The organism is Streptomyces sp. NPDC054757 (assembly GCF_053612185.1).
Genome location: NZ_JBSHBW010000038.1, coordinates 1 through 18,270, shown reverse-complemented (window position 1 = coordinate 18,270; position 18,270 = coordinate 1). Strand labels below are relative to the sequence as shown.

The 18,270-nt window shown below is 70.7% G+C and carries 17 protein-coding genes; 16 read left to right on the top strand and 1 reads right to left on the bottom strand.

All coding sequences use genetic code 11. The features are described from left to right. The first annotated feature begins 44 nt into the window (after positions 1–44). The 3 genes from efp (at position 45) to ACWGKJ_RS31045 (ending at position 2,752) form a co-directional block, all read left to right on the top strand. Entirely contained in the window at positions 45–611 is a 567-nt protein-coding gene (efp, locus tag ACWGKJ_RS31055; RefSeq protein ID WP_164264558.1) for an elongation factor P, read from the top strand. A gap of 2 nt (positions 612–613) precedes the next feature. Continuing rightward, on the top strand, positions 614–1,042 hold the full coding sequence (nusB, locus tag ACWGKJ_RS31050; RefSeq protein WP_385019965.1) for a transcription antitermination factor NusB: 429 nt from the start codon (positions 614–616) through the stop codon (positions 1,040–1,042). 339 nt (positions 1,043–1,381) lie between these two features. Beyond that, complete coding sequence (locus ACWGKJ_RS31045) at positions 1,382–2,752, top strand: pyridoxal phosphate-dependent decarboxylase family protein (RefSeq protein ID WP_385033295.1); 1,371 nt, start codon at positions 1,382–1,384, stop codon at positions 2,750–2,752. Positions 2,753–2,864: 112 nt separating this feature from the next. Here the strand turns inward: ACWGKJ_RS31045 and bldD are convergent, their stop codons facing one another. Beyond that, positions 2,865–3,365 (bottom strand): transcriptional regulator BldD, encoded by a 501-nt coding sequence (bldD, locus tag ACWGKJ_RS31040; RefSeq protein WP_014157378.1) that lies wholly within the window; start codon positions 3,363–3,365, stop codon positions 2,865–2,867. 217 nt (positions 3,366–3,582) lie between these two features. Here bldD and pyrR point away from each other — a divergent pair, with 217 nt between their 5' ends. The 13 genes from pyrR (at position 3,583) to metK (ending at position 18,214) form a co-directional block, all read left to right on the top strand. Further along, on the top strand, positions 3,583–4,173 hold the full coding sequence (gene pyrR / locus ACWGKJ_RS31035) for a bifunctional pyr operon transcriptional regulator/uracil phosphoribosyltransferase PyrR (protein ID WP_385033298.1): 591 nt from the start codon (positions 3,583–3,585) through the stop codon (positions 4,171–4,173). Positions 4,174–4,347: 174 nt separating this feature from the next. Further along, positions 4,348–5,325 (top strand): aspartate carbamoyltransferase catalytic subunit, encoded by a 978-nt coding sequence (locus ACWGKJ_RS31030; protein ID WP_385033301.1) that lies wholly within the window; start codon positions 4,348–4,350, stop codon positions 5,323–5,325. Between the two features lie 2 nt (positions 5,326–5,327). Next, the gene (locus tag ACWGKJ_RS31025) at positions 5,328–6,614 is read left to right on the top strand and encodes a dihydroorotase (RefSeq protein WP_385033304.1); all 1,287 of its coding nucleotides are present in this window, start codon (positions 5,328–5,330) and stop codon (positions 6,612–6,614) included. 29 nt (positions 6,615–6,643) lie between these two features. After that, positions 6,644–7,261 carry a PH-like domain-containing protein gene (locus ACWGKJ_RS31020; RefSeq protein WP_385033319.1) on the top strand — a complete coding sequence of 206 codons (618 nt, stop codon included), beginning with the start codon at positions 6,644–6,646 and terminating at the stop codon, positions 7,259–7,261. Continuing rightward, complete coding sequence (gene carA / locus ACWGKJ_RS31015; RefSeq protein ID WP_385033307.1) at positions 7,258–8,451, top strand: glutamine-hydrolyzing carbamoyl-phosphate synthase small subunit; 1,194 nt, start codon at positions 7,258–7,260, stop codon at positions 8,449–8,451. The genes ACWGKJ_RS31020 and carA overlap by 4 nt, the downstream gene beginning before the upstream one ends. Continuing rightward, complete coding sequence (gene carB / locus ACWGKJ_RS31010; protein WP_385033310.1) at positions 8,444–11,755, top strand: carbamoyl-phosphate synthase large subunit; 3,312 nt, start codon at positions 8,444–8,446, stop codon at positions 11,753–11,755. The genes carA and carB overlap by 8 nt, the downstream gene beginning before the upstream one ends. A 127-nt stretch (positions 11,756–11,882) precedes the next feature. Next, complete coding sequence (locus tag ACWGKJ_RS31005; protein WP_385033313.1) at positions 11,883–12,995, top strand: quinone-dependent dihydroorotate dehydrogenase; 1,113 nt, start codon at positions 11,883–11,885, stop codon at positions 12,993–12,995. Next, positions 12,992–13,840, top strand: coding sequence for an orotidine-5'-phosphate decarboxylase (gene pyrF, locus ACWGKJ_RS31000; protein WP_453315876.1), 849 nt, complete (start codon positions 12,992–12,994; stop codon positions 13,838–13,840). The genes ACWGKJ_RS31005 and pyrF overlap by 4 nt, the downstream gene beginning before the upstream one ends. Positions 13,841–14,141: 301 nt before the next feature. After that, positions 14,142–14,465 (top strand): integration host factor, encoded by a 324-nt coding sequence (locus ACWGKJ_RS30995; RefSeq protein WP_164264567.1) that lies wholly within the window; start codon positions 14,142–14,144, stop codon positions 14,463–14,465. Between the two features lie 38 nt (positions 14,466–14,503). Then, positions 14,504–15,097: a guanylate kinase gene (gene gmk, locus ACWGKJ_RS30990; RefSeq protein WP_385033967.1), complete on the top strand. Its 594-nt coding sequence runs from the start codon at positions 14,504–14,506 to the stop codon at positions 15,095–15,097. 25 nt (positions 15,098–15,122) lie between these two features. Further along, positions 15,123–15,395 (top strand): DNA-directed RNA polymerase subunit omega, encoded by a 273-nt coding sequence (gene rpoZ, locus ACWGKJ_RS30985; protein WP_164264569.1) that lies wholly within the window; start codon positions 15,123–15,125, stop codon positions 15,393–15,395. Between the two features lie 153 nt (positions 15,396–15,548). Further along, positions 15,549–16,754 carry a bifunctional phosphopantothenoylcysteine decarboxylase/phosphopantothenate--cysteine ligase CoaBC gene (coaBC, locus tag ACWGKJ_RS30980; RefSeq protein WP_385033971.1) on the top strand — a complete coding sequence of 402 codons (1,206 nt, stop codon included), beginning with the start codon at positions 15,549–15,551 and terminating at the stop codon, positions 16,752–16,754. A gap of 239 nt (positions 16,755–16,993) precedes the next feature. Then, complete coding sequence (gene metK / locus ACWGKJ_RS30975; protein ID WP_385033974.1) at positions 16,994–18,214, top strand: methionine adenosyltransferase; 1,221 nt, start codon at positions 16,994–16,996, stop codon at positions 18,212–18,214. The last annotated feature ends 56 nt before the right edge of the window (positions 18,215–18,270 follow it).

The following is an 18,270-nucleotide window of genomic DNA, read 5'->3' as shown; positions in this document are numbered from 1 at the left end:
CACCCGCGGTCCCACACACGCTGCAGTCCAGGAGAACCTCAACCGTGGCTTCCACGAACGACCTCAAGAACGGCCTGGTGCTCAAGCTCGACGGGGGCCAGCTCTGGTCCGTCGTCGAGTTCCAGCACGTCAAGCCCGGCAAGGGCCCGGCTTTTGTGCGCACCAAGCTCAAGAACGTGCTTTCCGGCAAGGTCGTCGACAAGACGTTCAACGCCGGCGTGAAGGTCGAGACGGCCACCATCGACCGGCGCGACATGCAGTTCTCGTACATGGACGGCGAGTACTTCGTCTTCATGGACATGGACACCTACGACCAGCTGATGGTCGACCGCAAGTCGGTCGGTGACGCGGCCAACTTCCTCATCGAGGGCTTCACCGCCTCCGTCGCCCAGTACGAGGGCGAGGTGCTCTACGTCGAGCTCCCGGCCGCGGTCGAGCTGACGATCCAGCACACCGACCCGGGCGTCCAGGGCGACCGCTCCACCGGCGGCACCAAGCCCGCCACCCTGGAGACCGGTTACGAGATCGGTGTCCCGCTGTTCATCACGACCGGCGAGAAGATCAAGGTCGACACGCGATCCGGTGATTATCTCGGCCGGGTGAACAGCTAACCGTGGCCGCCCGGAACACGGCGCGCAAGCGCGCCTTCCAGATCCTCTTCGAGGCCGACCAGCGCGGGGCTTCCGTGCAGACGGTCCTCGCGGACTGGATCCGTCTCGCCCGGACCGACGACCGGCAGCCACCGGTCAGTGAGTACACGATGGAGCTGGTCGAGGGGTACGCGGAGCACGCGGACCGTATCGACGAGCTCATCGCCACCTACGCGGTGGGCTGGACCCTCGACCGGATGCCGGTCGTCGACCGCAACATCATCAGGCTCGGCGCCTATGAGCTGGTGTGGGTCGACGGGACGCCGGACGCGGTCGTGATGGACGAGGCGGTGCAGCTCGCCAAGGAGTTCTCCACCGACGAGTCGCCCGCCTTCATCAACGGTCTGCTCGGCCGGTTCAAGGACCTCAAGCCGAGCCTGCGGCGCGGCTGACCGCGGCGTACGGAGCCCCGGTTCACTGCTCACAGAGGCCCGGAGCGGAAGATGAACAATCTTCCGCTCCGGGCCTGGTGCGTTCCGCGGGCCGTGGCCTAGGTTGCGCGCATGGCCGACCCCGGTGGACAGATCAGCGAGCCAGGAACCCCAGGAACCCCAGGAACCCCAGGAACCCCAGGAACCCCAGGAACCCCAGGAACCCCAGGAACCCCAGGAACCCCAGGAACCCCAGGGACTCCCGCGGCGACAATCCGGGGCTCGACGGCCGACCGGCGGATCCTGGACCGGCTCGGCGCTCTGCGCGCTGCGGACCTCCCCGTCAGGGGCGGACGCACCATGGCGTACGTCTACGACTCGGGCCTGCCGGGCATCGAGGAGCTGGCATCCGCGGCGGCAGCGGCGTTCGCGGGCGTCAACGGCCTCGACATGACCGCCTTCCCGAGTGTGGTCTCCCTGGAGAACGACATCGTGGGGCGTACCGCCCGGCTGCTCGGCGGCGGCCCGGAGACCGTGGGCACCTTCACCAGCGGCGGTACGGAGAGCTGTCTGCTGGCCGTCCTCACCGCACGCGAACACGCGCTGCGGACCAGGGGCGTCACCGCACCCGAACTGGTGCTCCCGGAGACCGCCCACGCGGCCTTCCACAAGGCCGCCGCGCTCTTCGGGCTCAGGGCCGTGGTGGTCCCCGTGGATCCGCTGACCCACCGGGTGCGCGCCGCCGACCTGGCGTCGGCCCTCTCCGACCGCACCGCGCTGGCGGTGGTCTCCGCGCCCTCGTACGCCCACGGGGTGATCGACCCGGTCGCCGAAGCCGCCGCCGTGGCGGCCAGGCGCGGTGTGCTCTGTCATGTCGACGCGTGCATCGGCGGCTGGTACCTCGGGCATCTGCGGCTCGGGGCTGGAGCGCCACCCGTGCCGCCCTTCGACCTCGCCGTGCCCGGTGTCACCTCGCTCTCGGTGGACCTGCACAAGTACGCGTACACGCCCAAGGGCGCCTCCGTCCTGCTGTTCAGGGACGCCGGACTCCGCAGGCACGGCTGGTTCGCCCACGCCTCGTGGCCCGGCTACCCGGTGGTCAACGCCACCCTCCAGGGCACCAAGCCGGCCGGACCGCTGGCGGCGGCCTGGGCGGTACTGGAGCGGATCGGCACCGACGGGTACACCGCGCTGTCGCTGCGCGTCCACGCCGCGGTGACGGCGCTCGTGGCGGGGGTCGGGGAGATCGACGGGCTGCGTGTGCTCGGGACCCCGGACGCCTCGCTGCTCGCGGTCGCCGCCGACGGGCCGGGCATCGACCCGCTCGTGGTGGCCGACGAGATGCGCCGTCTCGGCTGGTACGTACAGCCGCAGCCCGCCTACGCCGGCTCACCGGCCAATCTGCACCTCACCGTGACAGCGGCGATGGCGGACGGCGAGACCGTACGGAAACTGCTCGACGCGCTGGCCGAAGCGACCGCGGCGGCGGCCTCGGCCGGGCCCGCCGACGCGGACCCCGCGGTACTGGAGGCAGCCGCGGCGCTCGACCCGGACACCCTGACCCCCGAGGAGGCGGCGGTGGCGCTCGCCTTCGCCGGGGTGGGGGAGCGGGGGGAGCTGCCCGAGCGGATGGCGCCCGTCCTCGCGGTGCTCCAGGGGCTGCCGCCGAAGCTCGCCGAGCGGCTGCTGCCGGAGCTCGTCGGCCTGCTCTACCGGCCGGCGGAAGCCTGACGCCGAGGGGCACGGCCGTGCCCGAGTCCGGAAAGCCCGAGGGCGGCCCCGGCATATGCGGGGCCGCCCTCAGGACGAGACGTTTCTTCTGTTGAACAATCCGTGAGGGGGCTCAGCCCTCGTCGTGCGCGACCGCGCGACGGGCGTCCGCGTCCAGCACACCCCAGCTGATCAGCTGCTCGGTGAGGACCGAAGGGGACTGGTCGTAGATGACGGCGAGTGTGCGCAGGTCGTCCTGGCGGATCGACAGCACCTTGCCGTTGTAGTCGCCGCGCTGGCTCTGGATCGTGGCCGCGTAACGCTGGAGCGGTCCGGCCTTCTCCGGCGGGACGTGGGCGAGGCGCTCCAGGTCCAGGACGAGCTTCGGCGGCGGCTCGGCGGCTCCGCCCGGCGTCGTGCCCGGCAGCAGCTCCTGCACCGGAACCCCGTAGAAGTCCGCCAGCTCGGCCAGGCGCTGGACGGTCACGGCGCGGTCGCCACGCTCGTACGAACCCACCACCACGGCCTTCCACCGGCCCTGGGACTTCTCCTCGACACCGTGGAGGGAAAGGCCCTGCTGGGTGCGGATGGCACGGAGCTTGGCCCCGAGCTGTTTTGCGTATTCGCTGGACATATGGCTCCCCGGACGCTGAGATGACCTGCGGCTCCGCCGCGCGGCTGGTAACTCACTGTGAGGTTACGCAGCGTTACTTGGATGCGTCAAGCCGAATGGTCCGGACCGCCCCCGGACCAGGGCGGCAGGCCCCTGTGGGGCCCTGGTAAGGTGGTTTCCGTAATTCCGACGTCCTTTAAGGTCCGTCCCGTGAGGCGGAGAAGGAGGTCCGTTTCGTATGGACACCAGTAGTGCACAAGCCGGCGGTGGATCCGACGCGCGCCCCGTCCTGGAGGCCCCGGACATCGCACGGGTGCTGACCCGTATCGCCCACGAGATCGTCGAACGCGCCAAGGGCGCCGAAGATGTCGTACTCCTCGGCATCCCGACCCGCGGTGTGTTCCTCGCCCGCAGGCTCGCGGCCAAGCTGGCGGAGATCACCGGCCGCACGGTCCCGGTCGGCTCCCTGGACATCACCATGTACCGCGACGACCTGCGGATGCGGCCCGCCCGCGCGCTGGCCCGTACGGACATCCCCGCGGACGGTGTCGACGGACGCCTGGTCGTCCTCGTCGACGACGTGCTCTTCTCCGGCCGCACGATCCGCGCCGCGCTCGACGCCCTGGGCGACATCGGCCGCCCGCGCGCCGTGCAGCTCGCGGTCCTCGTCGACCGCGGCCACCGCGAACTCCCGATCCGCGCCGACTACGTCGGCAAGAACCTCCCGACGTCGCTGCGCGAGACGGTCAAGGTCCAGCTCGCCGAGGAGGACGGCCGCGACACGGTCCTGCTCGGCACCGAGCGGACCGTCCCGGCCGGCGGCAGCTAGCCGGGTCCGAGCGGTCGTGTCCAGGCCTCTCCCGGGCGAGGACGCGACCCGGCGGCCCCGGCCGCCCATTCGTACGCCCTGACCCGGGCCGCCGGGCCGTGCCCTCCTGCCCGGCCGCCCTGCCCGAATCCGCTCGACCTCCGCGCCCTCCCCGCGAACATGGAGCACACCCAGATGGAGCGCCACCTCATCTCGGCCGCCGATCTCACCCGCGACGACGCCGTCCTGATCCTCGACACCGCCGAGGAGATGGCCCGGATCGCCGACCGGCCGGTCAAGAAGCTTCCGACCCTGCGCGGCCGCACCGTCGTCAACCTCTTCTTCGAGGACTCGACCCGGACCCGCATCTCCTTCGAGGCGGCGGCCAAGCGGCTCTCCGCCGACGTCATCAACTTCTCCGCGAAGGGGTCGTCGGTCTCCAAGGGCGAGTCCCTCAAGGACACCGCGCTGACCCTGGAGGCGATGGGCGCCGACGCCGTCGTCATCCGCCACGGATCGTCCGGCGCCCCCTACCGGCTCGCCACATCGGGCTGGATCGACGGCGCCGTCGTCAACGCGGGCGACGGCACCCACGAACACCCCACCCAGGCGCTCCTCGACGCCTTCACCATGCGCCGCAGGCTCGTCGGGGCCGACACCGGCACCGGGCGCGACCTGGAAGGCCGCCGCATCACCATCGTCGGCGACGTGCTGCACAGCAGGGTCGCCCGGTCCAACGTCCATCTGCTGCACACCCTGGGCGCCCGGGTGACGCTGGTCGCACCGCCCACCCTGGTGCCGATCGGCGTCGAGCACTGGCCCTGCGAGGTCTCGTACGACCTCGACCGGGTGCTCCCCGAATCCGACGCCGTCATGATGCTGCGCGTCCAGCGCGAGCGGATGAACGCGGCCTTCTTCCCCACCGAACGCGAGTACGCGCGCCGCTACGGCCTGGACGGCGACCGCATGGCGCGGATGCCCGGCGACTCCATCGTCATGCACCCCGGACCGATGAACCGCGGGATGGAGATCACCGCCGACGTCGCCGACTCCGGCCGCTGCACCGCGGTCGAGCAGGTCGCCAACGGCGTCTCCATCCGGATGGCCGTCCTCTATCTGCTGCTGGGCGGCTCCGAGCCCGCCACGACTTCCCGTACCGAGGAGAGCAAGTAACCATGAGCAAGACCCTGATCCGTGGTGCGAAGGTGCTCGGCGGCGAGCCGCAGGACGTCCTGATCGACGGTGAGACCATCGCGGCGGTGGGCACCGGACTGTCCGCCGACGGCGCCGATGTCATCGAGGCGGACGGCCGGATCCTGCTGCCCGGCCTGGTCGACCTGCACACCCATCTGCGCGAGCCGGGCCGCGAGGACTCCGAGACCGTGCTGACCGGTACCAAGGCCGCTGCCGTCGGCGGATTCACCGCCGTCCACGCCATGGCGAACACCTTCCCCGTCGCCGACACCGCCGGCGTCGTGGAGCAGGTCTGGCGCCTGGGCAAGGAGTCCGGCTACTGCGACGTACAGCCCATCGGCGCCGTCACCGTCGGCCTGGCGGGCAAGCAGCTCGCCGAACTCGGCGCCATGCACGAGTCGGCCGCCGGGGTCCGCGTCTTCTCGGACGACGGCAAGTGCGTGGACGACGCCGTGATCATGCGCCGCGCCCTGGAGTACGTGAAGGCCTTCGACGGTGTCGTGGCCCAGCACGCCCAGGAGCCCCGGCTCACCGAGGGCGCCCAGATGAACGAGGGCGTTGTCTCCTCCGAGCTGGGCCTCGGCGGCTGGCCCGCAGTGGCCGAGGAGTCGATCATCGCCCGCGATGTGCTGCTCGCCGCCCATGTCGGCTCCCGGGTGCACATCTGCCACCTGTCCACGGCGGGCTCGGTGGAGATCGTCCGCTGGGCCAAGTCCAAGGGCTGGAACGTGACGGCCGAGGTGACCCCGCACCACCTCCTCCTCACCGACGAGCTGGTCCGTACGTACAACCCGGTCTACAAGGTCAACCCGCCGCTGCGCACCGAGGCCGATGTGCTGGCCCTGCGCGAGGCGCTCGCCGACGGCACGATCGACTGCGTCGCCACCGACCACGCCCCGCACCCGCACGAGGACAAGGACTGCGAGTGGGCCGCGGCCGCCATGGGCATGGTGGGCCTGGAGACCGCGCTCTCCGTCGTCCAGCAGACGATGGTCGACACCGGGCTCGTCGACTGGGAGACCGTCGCCGACCGGATGTCCTTCCGCCCGGCGGCCATCGGCCGTCTCGCGGGCCACGGCCGCCCGGTCGCCGCCGGTGAGCCCGCGAACCTCACGCTGGTCGATGCCGCTTACCGTGGAGAGGTGGACCCCGCGGGCTTCGCCTCCCGCAGCCGCAACACCCCGTACGAGGGCCGTGAGCTGCCGGGACGCGTCACCCACACCTTCCTGCGGGGCAGGGCAACGGTCGTGGACGGGAAGCTGGCGTGACACCTCTCATCAATCTTCACCCCGCATATCTGCACCTCGCAGCGGAGCAGAAGTCGGCGGACGTCACCGACTGGTCGGGCCGTATCGGCTGGATCGTCGGTCTGCTGCTCTTCGTCGTACTCGTCTACTGGCTGATGCGCGAGGGCTGGAAGTGGCGCGGCACGCTCCAGAGCGACCTCCCCGGGCTTCCGGCCGCGCCGGACGCGCCGGGCACCGTCAGACTGGAGATGAGCGGCCGCTACCACGGCTCGACCACCGCCGGGCAGTGGCTCGACCGGATCGTCGCCCACGGCCTGGGCACCCGCAGCAGGGCCGAGGTGACTCTCACGGACGCGGGGGTGGACGTCGTACGCCCCGGGGCGCGCGACTTCTTCATCCCCGCGGCGCAGCTCCGCGAGGCCCGGCTCGACAAGGGCATCGCGGGCAAGGTCCTCACCGAGGGCGGCCTGCTGATCATCACCTGGCAGCACGGCGACAAGCTGATCGACTCCGGCTTCCGCTCCGACCGGGCGGCCCAGCACGCCTCCTGGACCGAGGCCGTCAACGCCATGAGCCGCCCCGCCGCAACGGCCGCGGACACGGCCCCCGCCGACAGCACCACCGGCACCACGCACCACCCGATCACGACGGAAGGCACCGCACGATGACGACCTCAAGGCCGGGGAACGCCCCGGAGAGGAAGGCGGCGTCCCCCGCCGTACTCGTCCTGGAGGACGGCCGGATTTTCCACGGCCGCTCCTACGGGGCCACCGGGGAGACCTTCGGTGAAGCGGTGTTCAACACCGGGATGACCGGTTACCAGGAGACCCTCACCGACCCCTCGTACCACCGCCAGGTCGTCGTGATGACCGCCCCGCACGTGGGCAACACCGGCGTCAACGACGAGGACGACGAGTCCGCGAAGATCTGGGTCGCCGGCTATGTCGTACGCGACCCCGCCCGCATCCCGTCGAACTGGCGCTCCCGCCGTACCCTCGACGACGAGCTGACGGCGCAGGGCATCGTCGGCATCAGCGGCGTCGACACCCGCGCGCTCACCCGCCATCTGCGCGAGCGGGGCGCGATGCGCGTCGGCATCTTCTCCGGCAACGCCGTGGCCGACGAGGGCACGCTCATCGCCAGGGTCCGGCAGGCGCCCGAGATGAACGGCGCCGACCTCTCCGCCGAGGTCGCCACCGCCGAGGCGTACGTGGTCCCGGCGGTCGGCCCCGACGGCGAAACCGTCCCGCTGGGTGCCGCGAAGTTCACCGTCGCCGCGATCGACCTCGGCATCAAGGGCATGACCCCGCACCGGATGGCCGAGCGCGGCATCGAGGTGCACGTCCTGCCCGCCACCGCCACCGTCGACGAGGTGTACGCGGTCGCCCCCGACGGAGTGTTCCTCTCCAACGGCCCCGGCGACCCGGCCACCGCCGACCTGACGGTCATCAAGGCCGTCCTGGAGCGGAAGACCCCGCTCTTCGGCATCTGCTTCGGCAACCAGCTCCTCGGCCGCTCGCTCGGCTTCGGCACCTTCAAGCTCAAGTACGGCCACCGCGGCATCAACCAGCCGGTCCAGGACCGTGCGACCGGCAAGGTCGAGGTCACCGCGCACAACCACGGCTTCGCCGTGGAGGCGCCGCTCGACCGGGTATCCGACACGCCCTACGGCCGCGCCGAGGTCTCCCACGTCTGCCTCAACGACAACGTGGTCGAAGGGCTCCGGCTGCTCGACCAGCCGGCCTTCAGCGTCCAGTACCACCCCGAGGCAGCCGCGGGCCCGCACGACGCCGCGTACCTCTTCGACCGCTTCACGTCTTTGATGAACACAGCCCAGATGGAGGGCCAGCGTGCCTAAGCGCACCGATATCCAGTCCGTCCTGGTCATCGGGTCAGGACCGATCGTCATCGGCCAGGCCGCCGAGTTCGACTACTCGGGCACCCAGGCCTGCCGGGTGCTCAAGGCCGAGGGCCTGCGGGTCATCCTGGTCAACTCCAACCCGGCCACGATCATGACCGACCCGGAGATCGCCGACGCCACCTACGTCGAGCCGATCACCCCGGAGTTCGTCGAGAAGATCATCGCCAAGGAGCGCCCGGACGCCCTGTTGCCGACCCTCGGCGGGCAGACCGCGCTCAACACCGCCATCTCCATGCACGAGGGCGGTGTGCTCGACAAGTACGGCGTCGAGCTGATCGGCGCCAACGTCGAGGCGATCAACAAGGGCGAGGACCGCGACCTCTTCAAGGGCGTCGTCGAGGCCGTACGCGGGAAGATCGGCCACGGCGAGTCCGCCCGTTCGGTCATCTGCCACTCGATGGACGACGTCATCAACGGCGTCGGTGAACTCGGCGGCTACCCGGTCGTCGTCCGCCCCTCCTTCACCATGGGCGGCGCCGGCTCCGGCTTCGCCCACGACGAGGAGGAGCTGCGCCGGATCGCCGGACAGGGCCTCATGCTCTCGCCGACCACCGAGGTGCTCCTGGAGGAGTCCATCCTCGGCTGGAAGGAGTACGAGCTGGAGCTGATGCGCGACAAGCACGACAACGTCGTGGTGGTCTGCTCCATCGAGAACTTCGACCCGATGGGCGTGCACACCGGGGACTCGATCACCGTCGCCCCGGCGATGACGCTGACCGACCGCGAGTACCAGCGGCTGCGCGACATCGGCATCGCGATCATCCGTGAGGTCGGGGTCGACACCGGCGGCTGCAACATCCAGTTCGCCGTCAACCCCGAGGACGGCCGGATCATCGTCATCGAGATGAACCCGCGGGTCTCGCGCTCGTCCGCGCTGGCCTCCAAGGCCACCGGATTCCCGATCGCGAAGATCGCGGCCAGGCTCGCCGTCGGATACACGCTGGACGAGATCCCCAACGACATCACGGAGAAGACCCCGGCGTCCTTCGAGCCGACGCTCGACTATGTCGTCGTGAAGGTGCCGCGATTCGCCTTCGAGAAGTTCCCGGCCGCCGACGCCACCCTCACCACCACCATGAAGTCGGTGGGCGAGGCCATGGCGATCGGCCGTAACTTCACCGAGGCGCTCAACAAGGCGCTGCGCTCGCTGGAGAAGAAGGGCTCGCAGTTCACCTTCGTGGGCGAGCCAGGCGACAAGGCCGCGCTCCTGGAGACCGCGAAGGTCCCCACCGACGGCCGGATCAACACCGTCATGCAGGCCATGCGGGCCGGCGCCACCCCGCAGGAGGTCTTCGACGCGACGAAGATCGACCCGTGGTTCGTCGACCAGCTGTTCCTGATCCTGGAGCACGCCGACGAACTGGCCGCCACCGAGAAGCTGGACCCCCGGCTGCTCGCCGACGCCAAGCGCCACGGCTTCTCGGACGCCCAGATCGCCGCCATCCGCGGTCTGCGCGAGGACGTCGTCCGCGAGGTGCGGCACGCGCTCGGGGTGCGCCCGGTCTACAAGACGGTCGACACCTGCGCCGCCGAGTTCGCCGCGAAGACCCCGTACTTCTACTCCTCGTACGACGAGGAGAGCGAGGTCGCACCCCGCGAGAAGCCCGCCGTGATCATCCTCGGCTCCGGCCCCAACCGCATCGGCCAGGGCATCGAGTTCGACTACTCCTGTGTCCACGCCTCCTTCGCGCTCGGCGACGCGGGCTACGAGACCGTGATGGTCAACTGCAACCCCGAGACGGTCTCCACCGACTACGACACCTCCGACCGGCTCTACTTCGAGCCGCTCACCCTGGAGGACGTCCTGGAGATCGTGCACGCCGAGACGCTGGCCGGACCCGTCGCCGGTGTCGTCGTCCAGCTCGGCGGCCAGACCCCGCTGGGCCTGGCGCAGGCGCTCAAGGACAACGGCGTGCCCGTGGTCGGCACGCCCCCGGAGGCGATCCACGCCGCCGAGGACCGCGGCGCCTTCGGCCGGGTGCTCGCCGAGGCCGGGCTGCCCGCGCCGAAGCACGGCACCGCCACCACCTTCGACGAGGCCAAGGCCATCGCCGACGAGATCGGCTACCCGGTCCTGGTCCGCCCGTCGTACGTGCTCGGCGGCCGGGGCATGGAGATCGTCTACGACGAGACCCGGCTCGCGGCGTACATCGCGGAGTCCACCGAGATCAGCCCCACCCGCCCGGTGCTGGTCGACCGCTTCCTGGACGACGCGATCGAGATCGACGTCGACGCGCTCTACGACGGCACCGAGCTCTACCTCGGCGGCGTCATGGAGCACATCGAGGAGGCCGGTATCCACTCCGGCGACTCGGCCTGCGCGCTGCCCCCGATCACGCTCGGCGGCTTCGACATCAAGCGGCTGCGGACCTCCACCGAGGCCATCGCCAAGGGGGTCGGCGTCCGCGGACTGATCAACATCCAGTTCGCGCTGGCCGGCGACATCCTCTACGTCCTGGAGGCCAACCCGCGCGCCTCCCGTACGGTCCCCTTCACATCGAAGGCCACCGCGGTCCCGCTGGCCAAGGCCGCGGCCCGTATCTCGCTGGGCGCGACCGTCGCCGAACTGCGCGCCGAGGGCATGCTCCCGGCGACCGGCGACGGCGGCACCCTGCCGCAGGACGCGCCGATCTCCGTCAAGGAGGCCGTGATGCCGTGGTCGCGCTTCCGCGACATGCACGGCCGCGGCGTCGACACCGTGCTCGGCCCCGAGATGCGGTCCACCGGCGAGGTCATGGGGATCGACTCGGTCTTCGGCACCGCGTACGCCAAGTCGCAGGCCGGGGCGTACGGGCCGCTGCCCACCAAGGGCCGCGCCTTCATCTCGGTCGCCAACCGGGACAAGCGCTCGATGATCTTCCCGGCCCGTGAGCTGGTCGCACACGGCTTCGAGCTGCTCGCCACCTCCGGCACCGCCGAGGTGCTGCGCCGCAACGGCATCAATGCCACCGTGGTCCGCAAGCTCAGCGAGGGCGAGGGGCCGGGCGGTGAGCGGACCATCGTCCAGCTCATCCACGACGGCGACGTCGACCTCATCGTCAACACCCCGTACGGCACCGGCGGCCGGCTCGACGGTTACGAGATCCGCACCGCGGCCGTGGCCCGCGCGGTGCCCTGCCTCACCACGGTCCAGGCGCTCGCCGCGGCCGTCCAGGGCATCGACGCGCTCAACGGCGGCGATGTCGGCGTCCGCTCCCTCCAGGAACACGCACGCCATCTGACCGCCGCACGCGAGGTCTAGCCCACGAGGGGGACACCGGTTCCGGTGTCCCCCTCTTCATGGGTTCCCGTCCATCTCTTCATGAGTTCCCGTTCATGAGCTCCCGTTCATGAGTTCCCGCCCGGGAGCCCGCCATCAGGAAAGCCGGATGTACAGACTCTTCTTCGACCTGGTCTTCAAGCGGATGGACCCCGAGCGCGCCCACCATCTGGCCTTCCGCTGGATCCGCGCCGCAGCCCGGGTCCCGGTCCTGCGCACCTTCGCCGCCGCCGCGCTCGCGCCGCGCCACCGGGAGCTGCGCACCGAGGCGCTCGGGCTGCGGATGCACGGCCCCTTCGGCCTCGCGGCCGGCTTCGACAAGAACGCGGTCGCGATCGACGGCATGACCATGCTCGGCTTCGACCACGTCGAGATCGGCACGGTCACCGCCCGGCCCCAGCCCGGCAACCCCCCGAAGCGGCTCTTCCGCCTGGTGGCGGACCGCGCGCTCATCAACCGCATGGGCTTCAACAACGAGGGCTCGGCGGCCGTGGCGGCCCGTCTGGCGGCCCGTAACCCCGTCTTCAGGACCACGGTCGGCGTCAACATCGGCAAGACCAAGGTGGTTCCCGAGGAGGAGGCCGTCGGTGACTACGTCGAGTCGACCGAGCGGCTGGCCCGGCACGCCGACTACCTGGTCGTCAATGTGTCGTCGCCGAACACCCCCGGCCTGCGGAACCTCCAGGCCACCGAGGCGCTGCGCCCGCTGCTGACCGCCGTGCGCGAGGCAGCCGACCGCACCGTCACGGACCGCCGGGTGCCGCTCCTGGTGAAGATCGCTCCCGACCTCGCCGACGAGGACGTGGACGCCGTCGCCGACCTGGCGGTCGAGCTGGGGCTCGACGGCATCATCGCCACCAACACCACCATCGCCCGCGACGGCCTCGGCCTGCGGTCCGCCGCCGCGCTCACCGCCGAAACCGGCGGCCTCTCCGGCGCCCCGCTCAAGGAACGCTCCCTGGAGGTGCTGCGCCGGCTGTACGCCCGGGTGGGCGGCGATCTCGTCCTCATCGGGGTCGGCGGCATCGAGACGGCGGAGGACGCCTGGCAGCGGATCCTGGCGGGGGCCACGCTGGTCCAGGGCTACAGCGCCTTCATCTACCAGGGCCCTTTCTGGGCCCGCGCGGTCCACAAGGGCCTCGCGGCCCGGCTGCGCACCAGCCCGTACGCCACGCTCGCCGAGGCCGTCGGCGCGGAGACCAGGAAGACGGTGGTCCGATGACACCCCCGCAGCCGCCCGAACCGTTCGGCACCCGGCTCAGGCGGGCCATGGACACCCGCGGGCCGCTCTGCGTCGGCATCGACCCGCACGCCTCCCTGCTGACCGCCTGGGGGCTCGGCGACGACATCGCCGGTCTGGAGCGCTTCACCCGCACGGTCGTGGAGGCGCTGGCCGACCGGGTCGCCGTGCTCAAGCCGCAGTCCGCGTTCTTCGAGCGGTTCGGCTCGCGCGGCATCGCCGTCCTGGAGAAGGCCGTCGCCGAGGCCCGGTCGGCCGGGGCGCTGGTGCTGATGGACGCCAAGCGCGGTGACATCGGCTCGACCATGGGCGCCTACGCCGCGACCTACCTGGACCCGGAGTCGCCGCTCTTCTCGGACGCGGTGACGCTCTCGCCGTACCTCGGCTTCGGCTCGCTGCGGCCGGCCCTGGACGCGGCGGTGCTCAGCGGTGCGGGTGTCTTCGTGCTCGCGCTGACCTCCAACCCGGAGGGCGCCGAGGTCCAGCGGGCCACCGCGTCCGACGGCCGGACGCTGGCCCGGCTGATGCTCGACCACATGGCGGCCGAGAACGAGGGCGCCGACCCGCTGGGCTCGGTGGGCGCCGTCGTCGGGGCGACGCTCGGCGACCCCGGCGTACGTCTGGACATCAACGGGCCGCTCCTCGCCCCCGGTATCGGCGCCCAGGGCGCGACGCCCGCGGATCTGCCCCGGGTGTTCGGCTCGGCGGTCGGCAACGTGGTGCCGAGTGTCAGCCGGGGCGTCCTGCGGCACGGTCCCGACAGCGCGGCCCTGCGTGATTCGGCCGCCCGCTTCGCCGACGAGGTGCGTACGGCGGTCACCGGCTGAGGAGCCTCCGGCCGATCGGCGAGGTCCGGGGCCGGGCGGCCCCGGAAACCCGGAGGCGGACGGTCAGAATCAGCCAGTTGACGTCAGGCAGGCCGAAAACCGGGGTGTTATGCCCTAAATATCCCCTCCGGCCAAGGCTGACCAGGACTTTTCGTCTGTTCTCGCTGACTGGAGCGGCCCTGGCCGCTAGTCTCCGTCGAGAGCCGACGCGCAATTCTGTTGCTCGTCGCTCCGCAGGTGGGGGGCGATCAGTTCCTCACCGGTCCGTATCCGACAGTTCGACATCCGAGGTGACGTAGGCGTGGCTCTTCCGCCCCTTACCCCTGAACAGCGCGCAGCCGCGCTCGAAAAGGCCGCCGCGGCTCGCCGGGAGCGGGCCGAGGTCAAGAATCGACTCAAGCACTCCGGCGCCTCCCTCCACGAGGTCATCAAGCAGGGCCAGGAGAACGGCGTCATCGGGAAGATGAAGGTCTCCGCCCTCCTTGAGTCCCTGCCCGGTGTGGGCAAGGTCCGCGCCAAGCAGATCATGGAGCGGCTCGGCATCTCCGAGAGCCGCCGGGTGCGCGGTCTCGGCTCCAATCAGATCGCCTCTTTGGAGCGCGAGTTCGGCGGCGGCTCTGCCTGACGTCCCGGGCACCCCCGGGAAGCTGGAATAATCGCCGTATGGCTGCAACACCCCGGGGGACGACCCCCGTACCCCCGGACCCCCATCCGCGGTTGACCGTGCTCTCCGGCCCCTCCGGGGTCGGCAAGAGCACGGTCGTCGCCCATATGCGCAAGGTTCACCCCGAGGTCTGGCTCTCGGTGTCGGCGACGACCCGCAAGCCGCGCCCCGGTGAGCGCCACGGCGTCCAGTACTTCTTCGTGGACGACGAGGAGTTCGACAAGCTCGTCGCCAACGGCGAGCTGCTTGAATGGGCCGAATTCGCGGGCAACCGGTACGGCACCCCGCGCCGGGCCGTCCTGGACCGCCTGGAGGCGGGGGAGCCGGTGCTCCTGGAGATCGACCTCCAGGGGGCCCGGCTCGTACGGAATTCCATGCCCGAGGCCCAGCTGGTCTTCCTGGCCCCGCCCAGCTGGGACGAGCTGGTCCGCCGGCTCACCGGACGCGGGACCGAACCGCCCGACGTCATCGAACGCAGGCTGGCGGCCGCCAGGATCGAACTGGCCGCGGAGTCCGAGTTCGATACGACTCTTGTCAATACCTCCGTCGAGGACGTGGCCCGCGAGCTGCTAGCCTTGGTGAAGGTTCTTTGATTTTCACTCCATCGGAAGGCAGAGAGTGTCCTCTTCCATCACCACGCCCGAGGGCATCATCAACCCGCCGATTGATGAGCTCCTTGAGGCAACCGACTCCAAGTACAGCCTCGTGATCTACGCCGCCAAGCGCGCGCGCCAGATCAACGCGTACTACTCCCAGCTGGGCGAGGGCCTGCTGGAGTACGTCGGTCCGCTGGTGGACACTCACGTCCACGAGAAGCCCCTCTCGATCGCGCTCCGCGAGATCAACGCGGGTCTGCTGACCTCCGAGGCCATCGAAGGCCCCGTGCAGTAACGCAGACAGTGAGTTCTTTCACTCCGGGCCCGGCAGCACCGCTGCCGGGCCCGGAGCGTTTCCCGGGGTCCCCCGGAGCGCCACCCCCGGGGTGATGCAGCATGGGGGTGTACGAATTCCGAATGCGGAGCCGGAAGCCGGGGAGACGTGGACGTGGCGCAGAAGCCGAAGGTCGTACTGGGGGTCAGCGGGGGCATCGCCGCGTACAAGGTGTGCGAGGTGCTGCGCAGGCTGACCGAGTCCGGCCATGACGTACAGGTCGTACCGACCGAGTCCGCGCTCCACTTCGTCGGCGCCGCGACCTGGTCGGCGCTCTCCGGACACCCCGTGTCCACCGAGGTCTGGTCCGACGTCCACGAGGTCCCCCATGTGCGGACCGGACAGGGCGCCGACCTGGTGCTGGTCGCCCCCGCCACCGCCGACCTGCTCGCGAAGGCCGCCCACGGGCTCGCCGACGACCTGCTGACCAACACACTGCTCACCGCCCGGTGTCCGGTGGTCTTCGCCCCGGCGATGCACACCGAGATGTGGGAGCACCCCGCCACCCGGGAGAACGTGGCGACGCTGCGCCGCCGCGGCGCCGTCGTGATCGAACCGGCGGTCGGGCGTCTCACCGGTGTGGACACGGGCAAGGGCAGGCTCCCCGACCCCGGCGAGATCTTCGAGACCTGCCGCCGGGTGCTCGCCCGCGGGGCGACGGTGCCCGACCTGGCGGGCCGCCATGTGGTGGTCAGCGCCGGCGGCACCCGGGAACCGCTCGACCCGGTCCGCTATCTGGGCAACCGCTCATCGGGCAAACAGGGGTACGCCCTCGCCCGTACGGCTGTGGCCCGCGGCGCCCGGGTGACGCTGATCGAGGCCAACACCGGGCTGCCCGCGCCGGCCGGGGCCGATGTGGTGCACGTGGGCACGGCGGTGCAGCTGCGGGAGGCGGTCCTGAAGGCCGCGGCCGACGCCGACGCGGTGGTCATGGCCGCCGCGGTGGCCGACTTCCGGCCCGCCGCCTACGCCCAGGGCAAGATCAAGAAGCGGGACGGCCAGGAACCCGCACCGATCGCGCTGGTCCGCAACCCGGACATCCTCGCCGAGATCTCCCAGGACCGCGCCACGCCCGGACAGGTCGTCGTCGGATTCGCGGCCGAGACGGACGACGTGCTCTCCAACGGGCGTCAGAAACTGCGGCGCAAGGGCTGTGATCTGCTCGTCGTCAACGAGGTCGGGGAGCACAAAACGTTCGGCTCCGAGGAGAACGAGGCAGTCGTCCTCGCGGCCGACGGAGGCGAGACCGCCGTGCCGTACGGCTCCAAGGAAGCCCTTGCCGATACCGTCTGGGATCTGGTGGTACCACGGTTCGGATGAAAATCTGGTGACATCCACCGGGCCGGAGGAGACCGGTGGAAGCCGCTTTCCACCCCGTCCCGGCGGTCCGAAGGCCGTACCGCCGGAGCAGTGCCTCAGGTCACAGGGCTCCCACGGAGCGAGACACGTGCCCCGTTGACCGGAGGCGACCGATAAACTGGTCGCGGAATGAGCCGGGCGCAGCCCCCGGCCACTCCACCCGCGATCAGCCAGCAGCCGCTGCAACCCCAGGGAGCGTTGTGTCCCGTCGTCTGTTCACCTCGGAATCTGTCACCGAGGGCCACCCCGACAAGATCGCTGACCAGATCAGCGACACGATTCTCGACGCGCTTCTGCGTGAGGACCCCGCCTCCCGTGTCGCCGTGGAGACCCTGATCACCACGGGCCAGGTGCACGTGGCGGGCGAGGTCACCACCAAGGCGTACGCCCCGATCGCGCAGCTCGTGCGCGACAAGATCCTCGACATCGGCTACGACTCGTCGAAGAAGGGCTTCGACGGCGCGTCCTGCGGTGTGTCGGTGTCCATCGGCGCGCAGTCCCCCGACATCGCCCAGGGTGTCGACACCGCCTACGAGAAGCGGGTGGCCGCCGCCGGGGGCACCGAGGACGACGACCTCGACAAGCAGGGCGCCGGCGACCAGGGCCTGATGTTCGGCTACGCCTGCGACGAGACGCCTGAGCTGATGCCGCTCCCCATCCACCTGGCCCACCGGCTCTCGCGCCGTCTCTCCGAGGTCCGCAAGAACGGGACCATCCCGTACCTGCGCCCCGACGGAAAGACCCAGGTCACCATCGAGTACGACGGTGACAAGGCGCTCCGGCTCGACACGGTCGTGGTCTCCTCGCAGCACGCGAGCGACATCGACCTGGACTCGCTGCTCGCCCCCGACATCCGCGAATTCGTCGTCGAGCACGTGCTGAAGCAGCTGATCGACGACGGCATCAAGCTGGACACCGAGGGCTACCGCCTCCTGGTCAACCCGACCGGCCGCTTCGAGATCGGCGGCCCGATGGGCGACGCGGGTCTGACCGGCCGCAAGATCATCATCGACACCTACGGCGGCATGGCCCGGCACGGCGGTGGCGCCTTCTCGGGCAAGGACCCGTCGAAGGTGGACCGCTCCGCCGCGTACGCCATGCGCTGGGTCGCCAAGAACGTGGTGGCCGCGGGCCTCGCCACCCGCTGCGAGGTCCAGGTCGCGTACGCGATCGGCAAGGCCGAGCCGGTGGGCCTGTTCGTGGAGACCTTCGGTACGGCCGCCACGGACGTCGAGAAGATCGAGCAGGCCATCTCCGAGGTCTTCGACCTCCGCCCGGCCGCGATCATCCGCGACCTGGACCTGCTGCGCCCGATCTACGCCGAGACCGCCGCGTACGGCCACTTCGGCCGCGAACTCCCGGACTTCACCTGGGAGCGGACCGACCGCGTGGACGCACTGCGGAAGGCCGCGGGGCTGTAGACCCGCACCACCTTCTTGGTACGGCGCTGCCCGGCTCCCTGGTGGGGGCCGGGCAG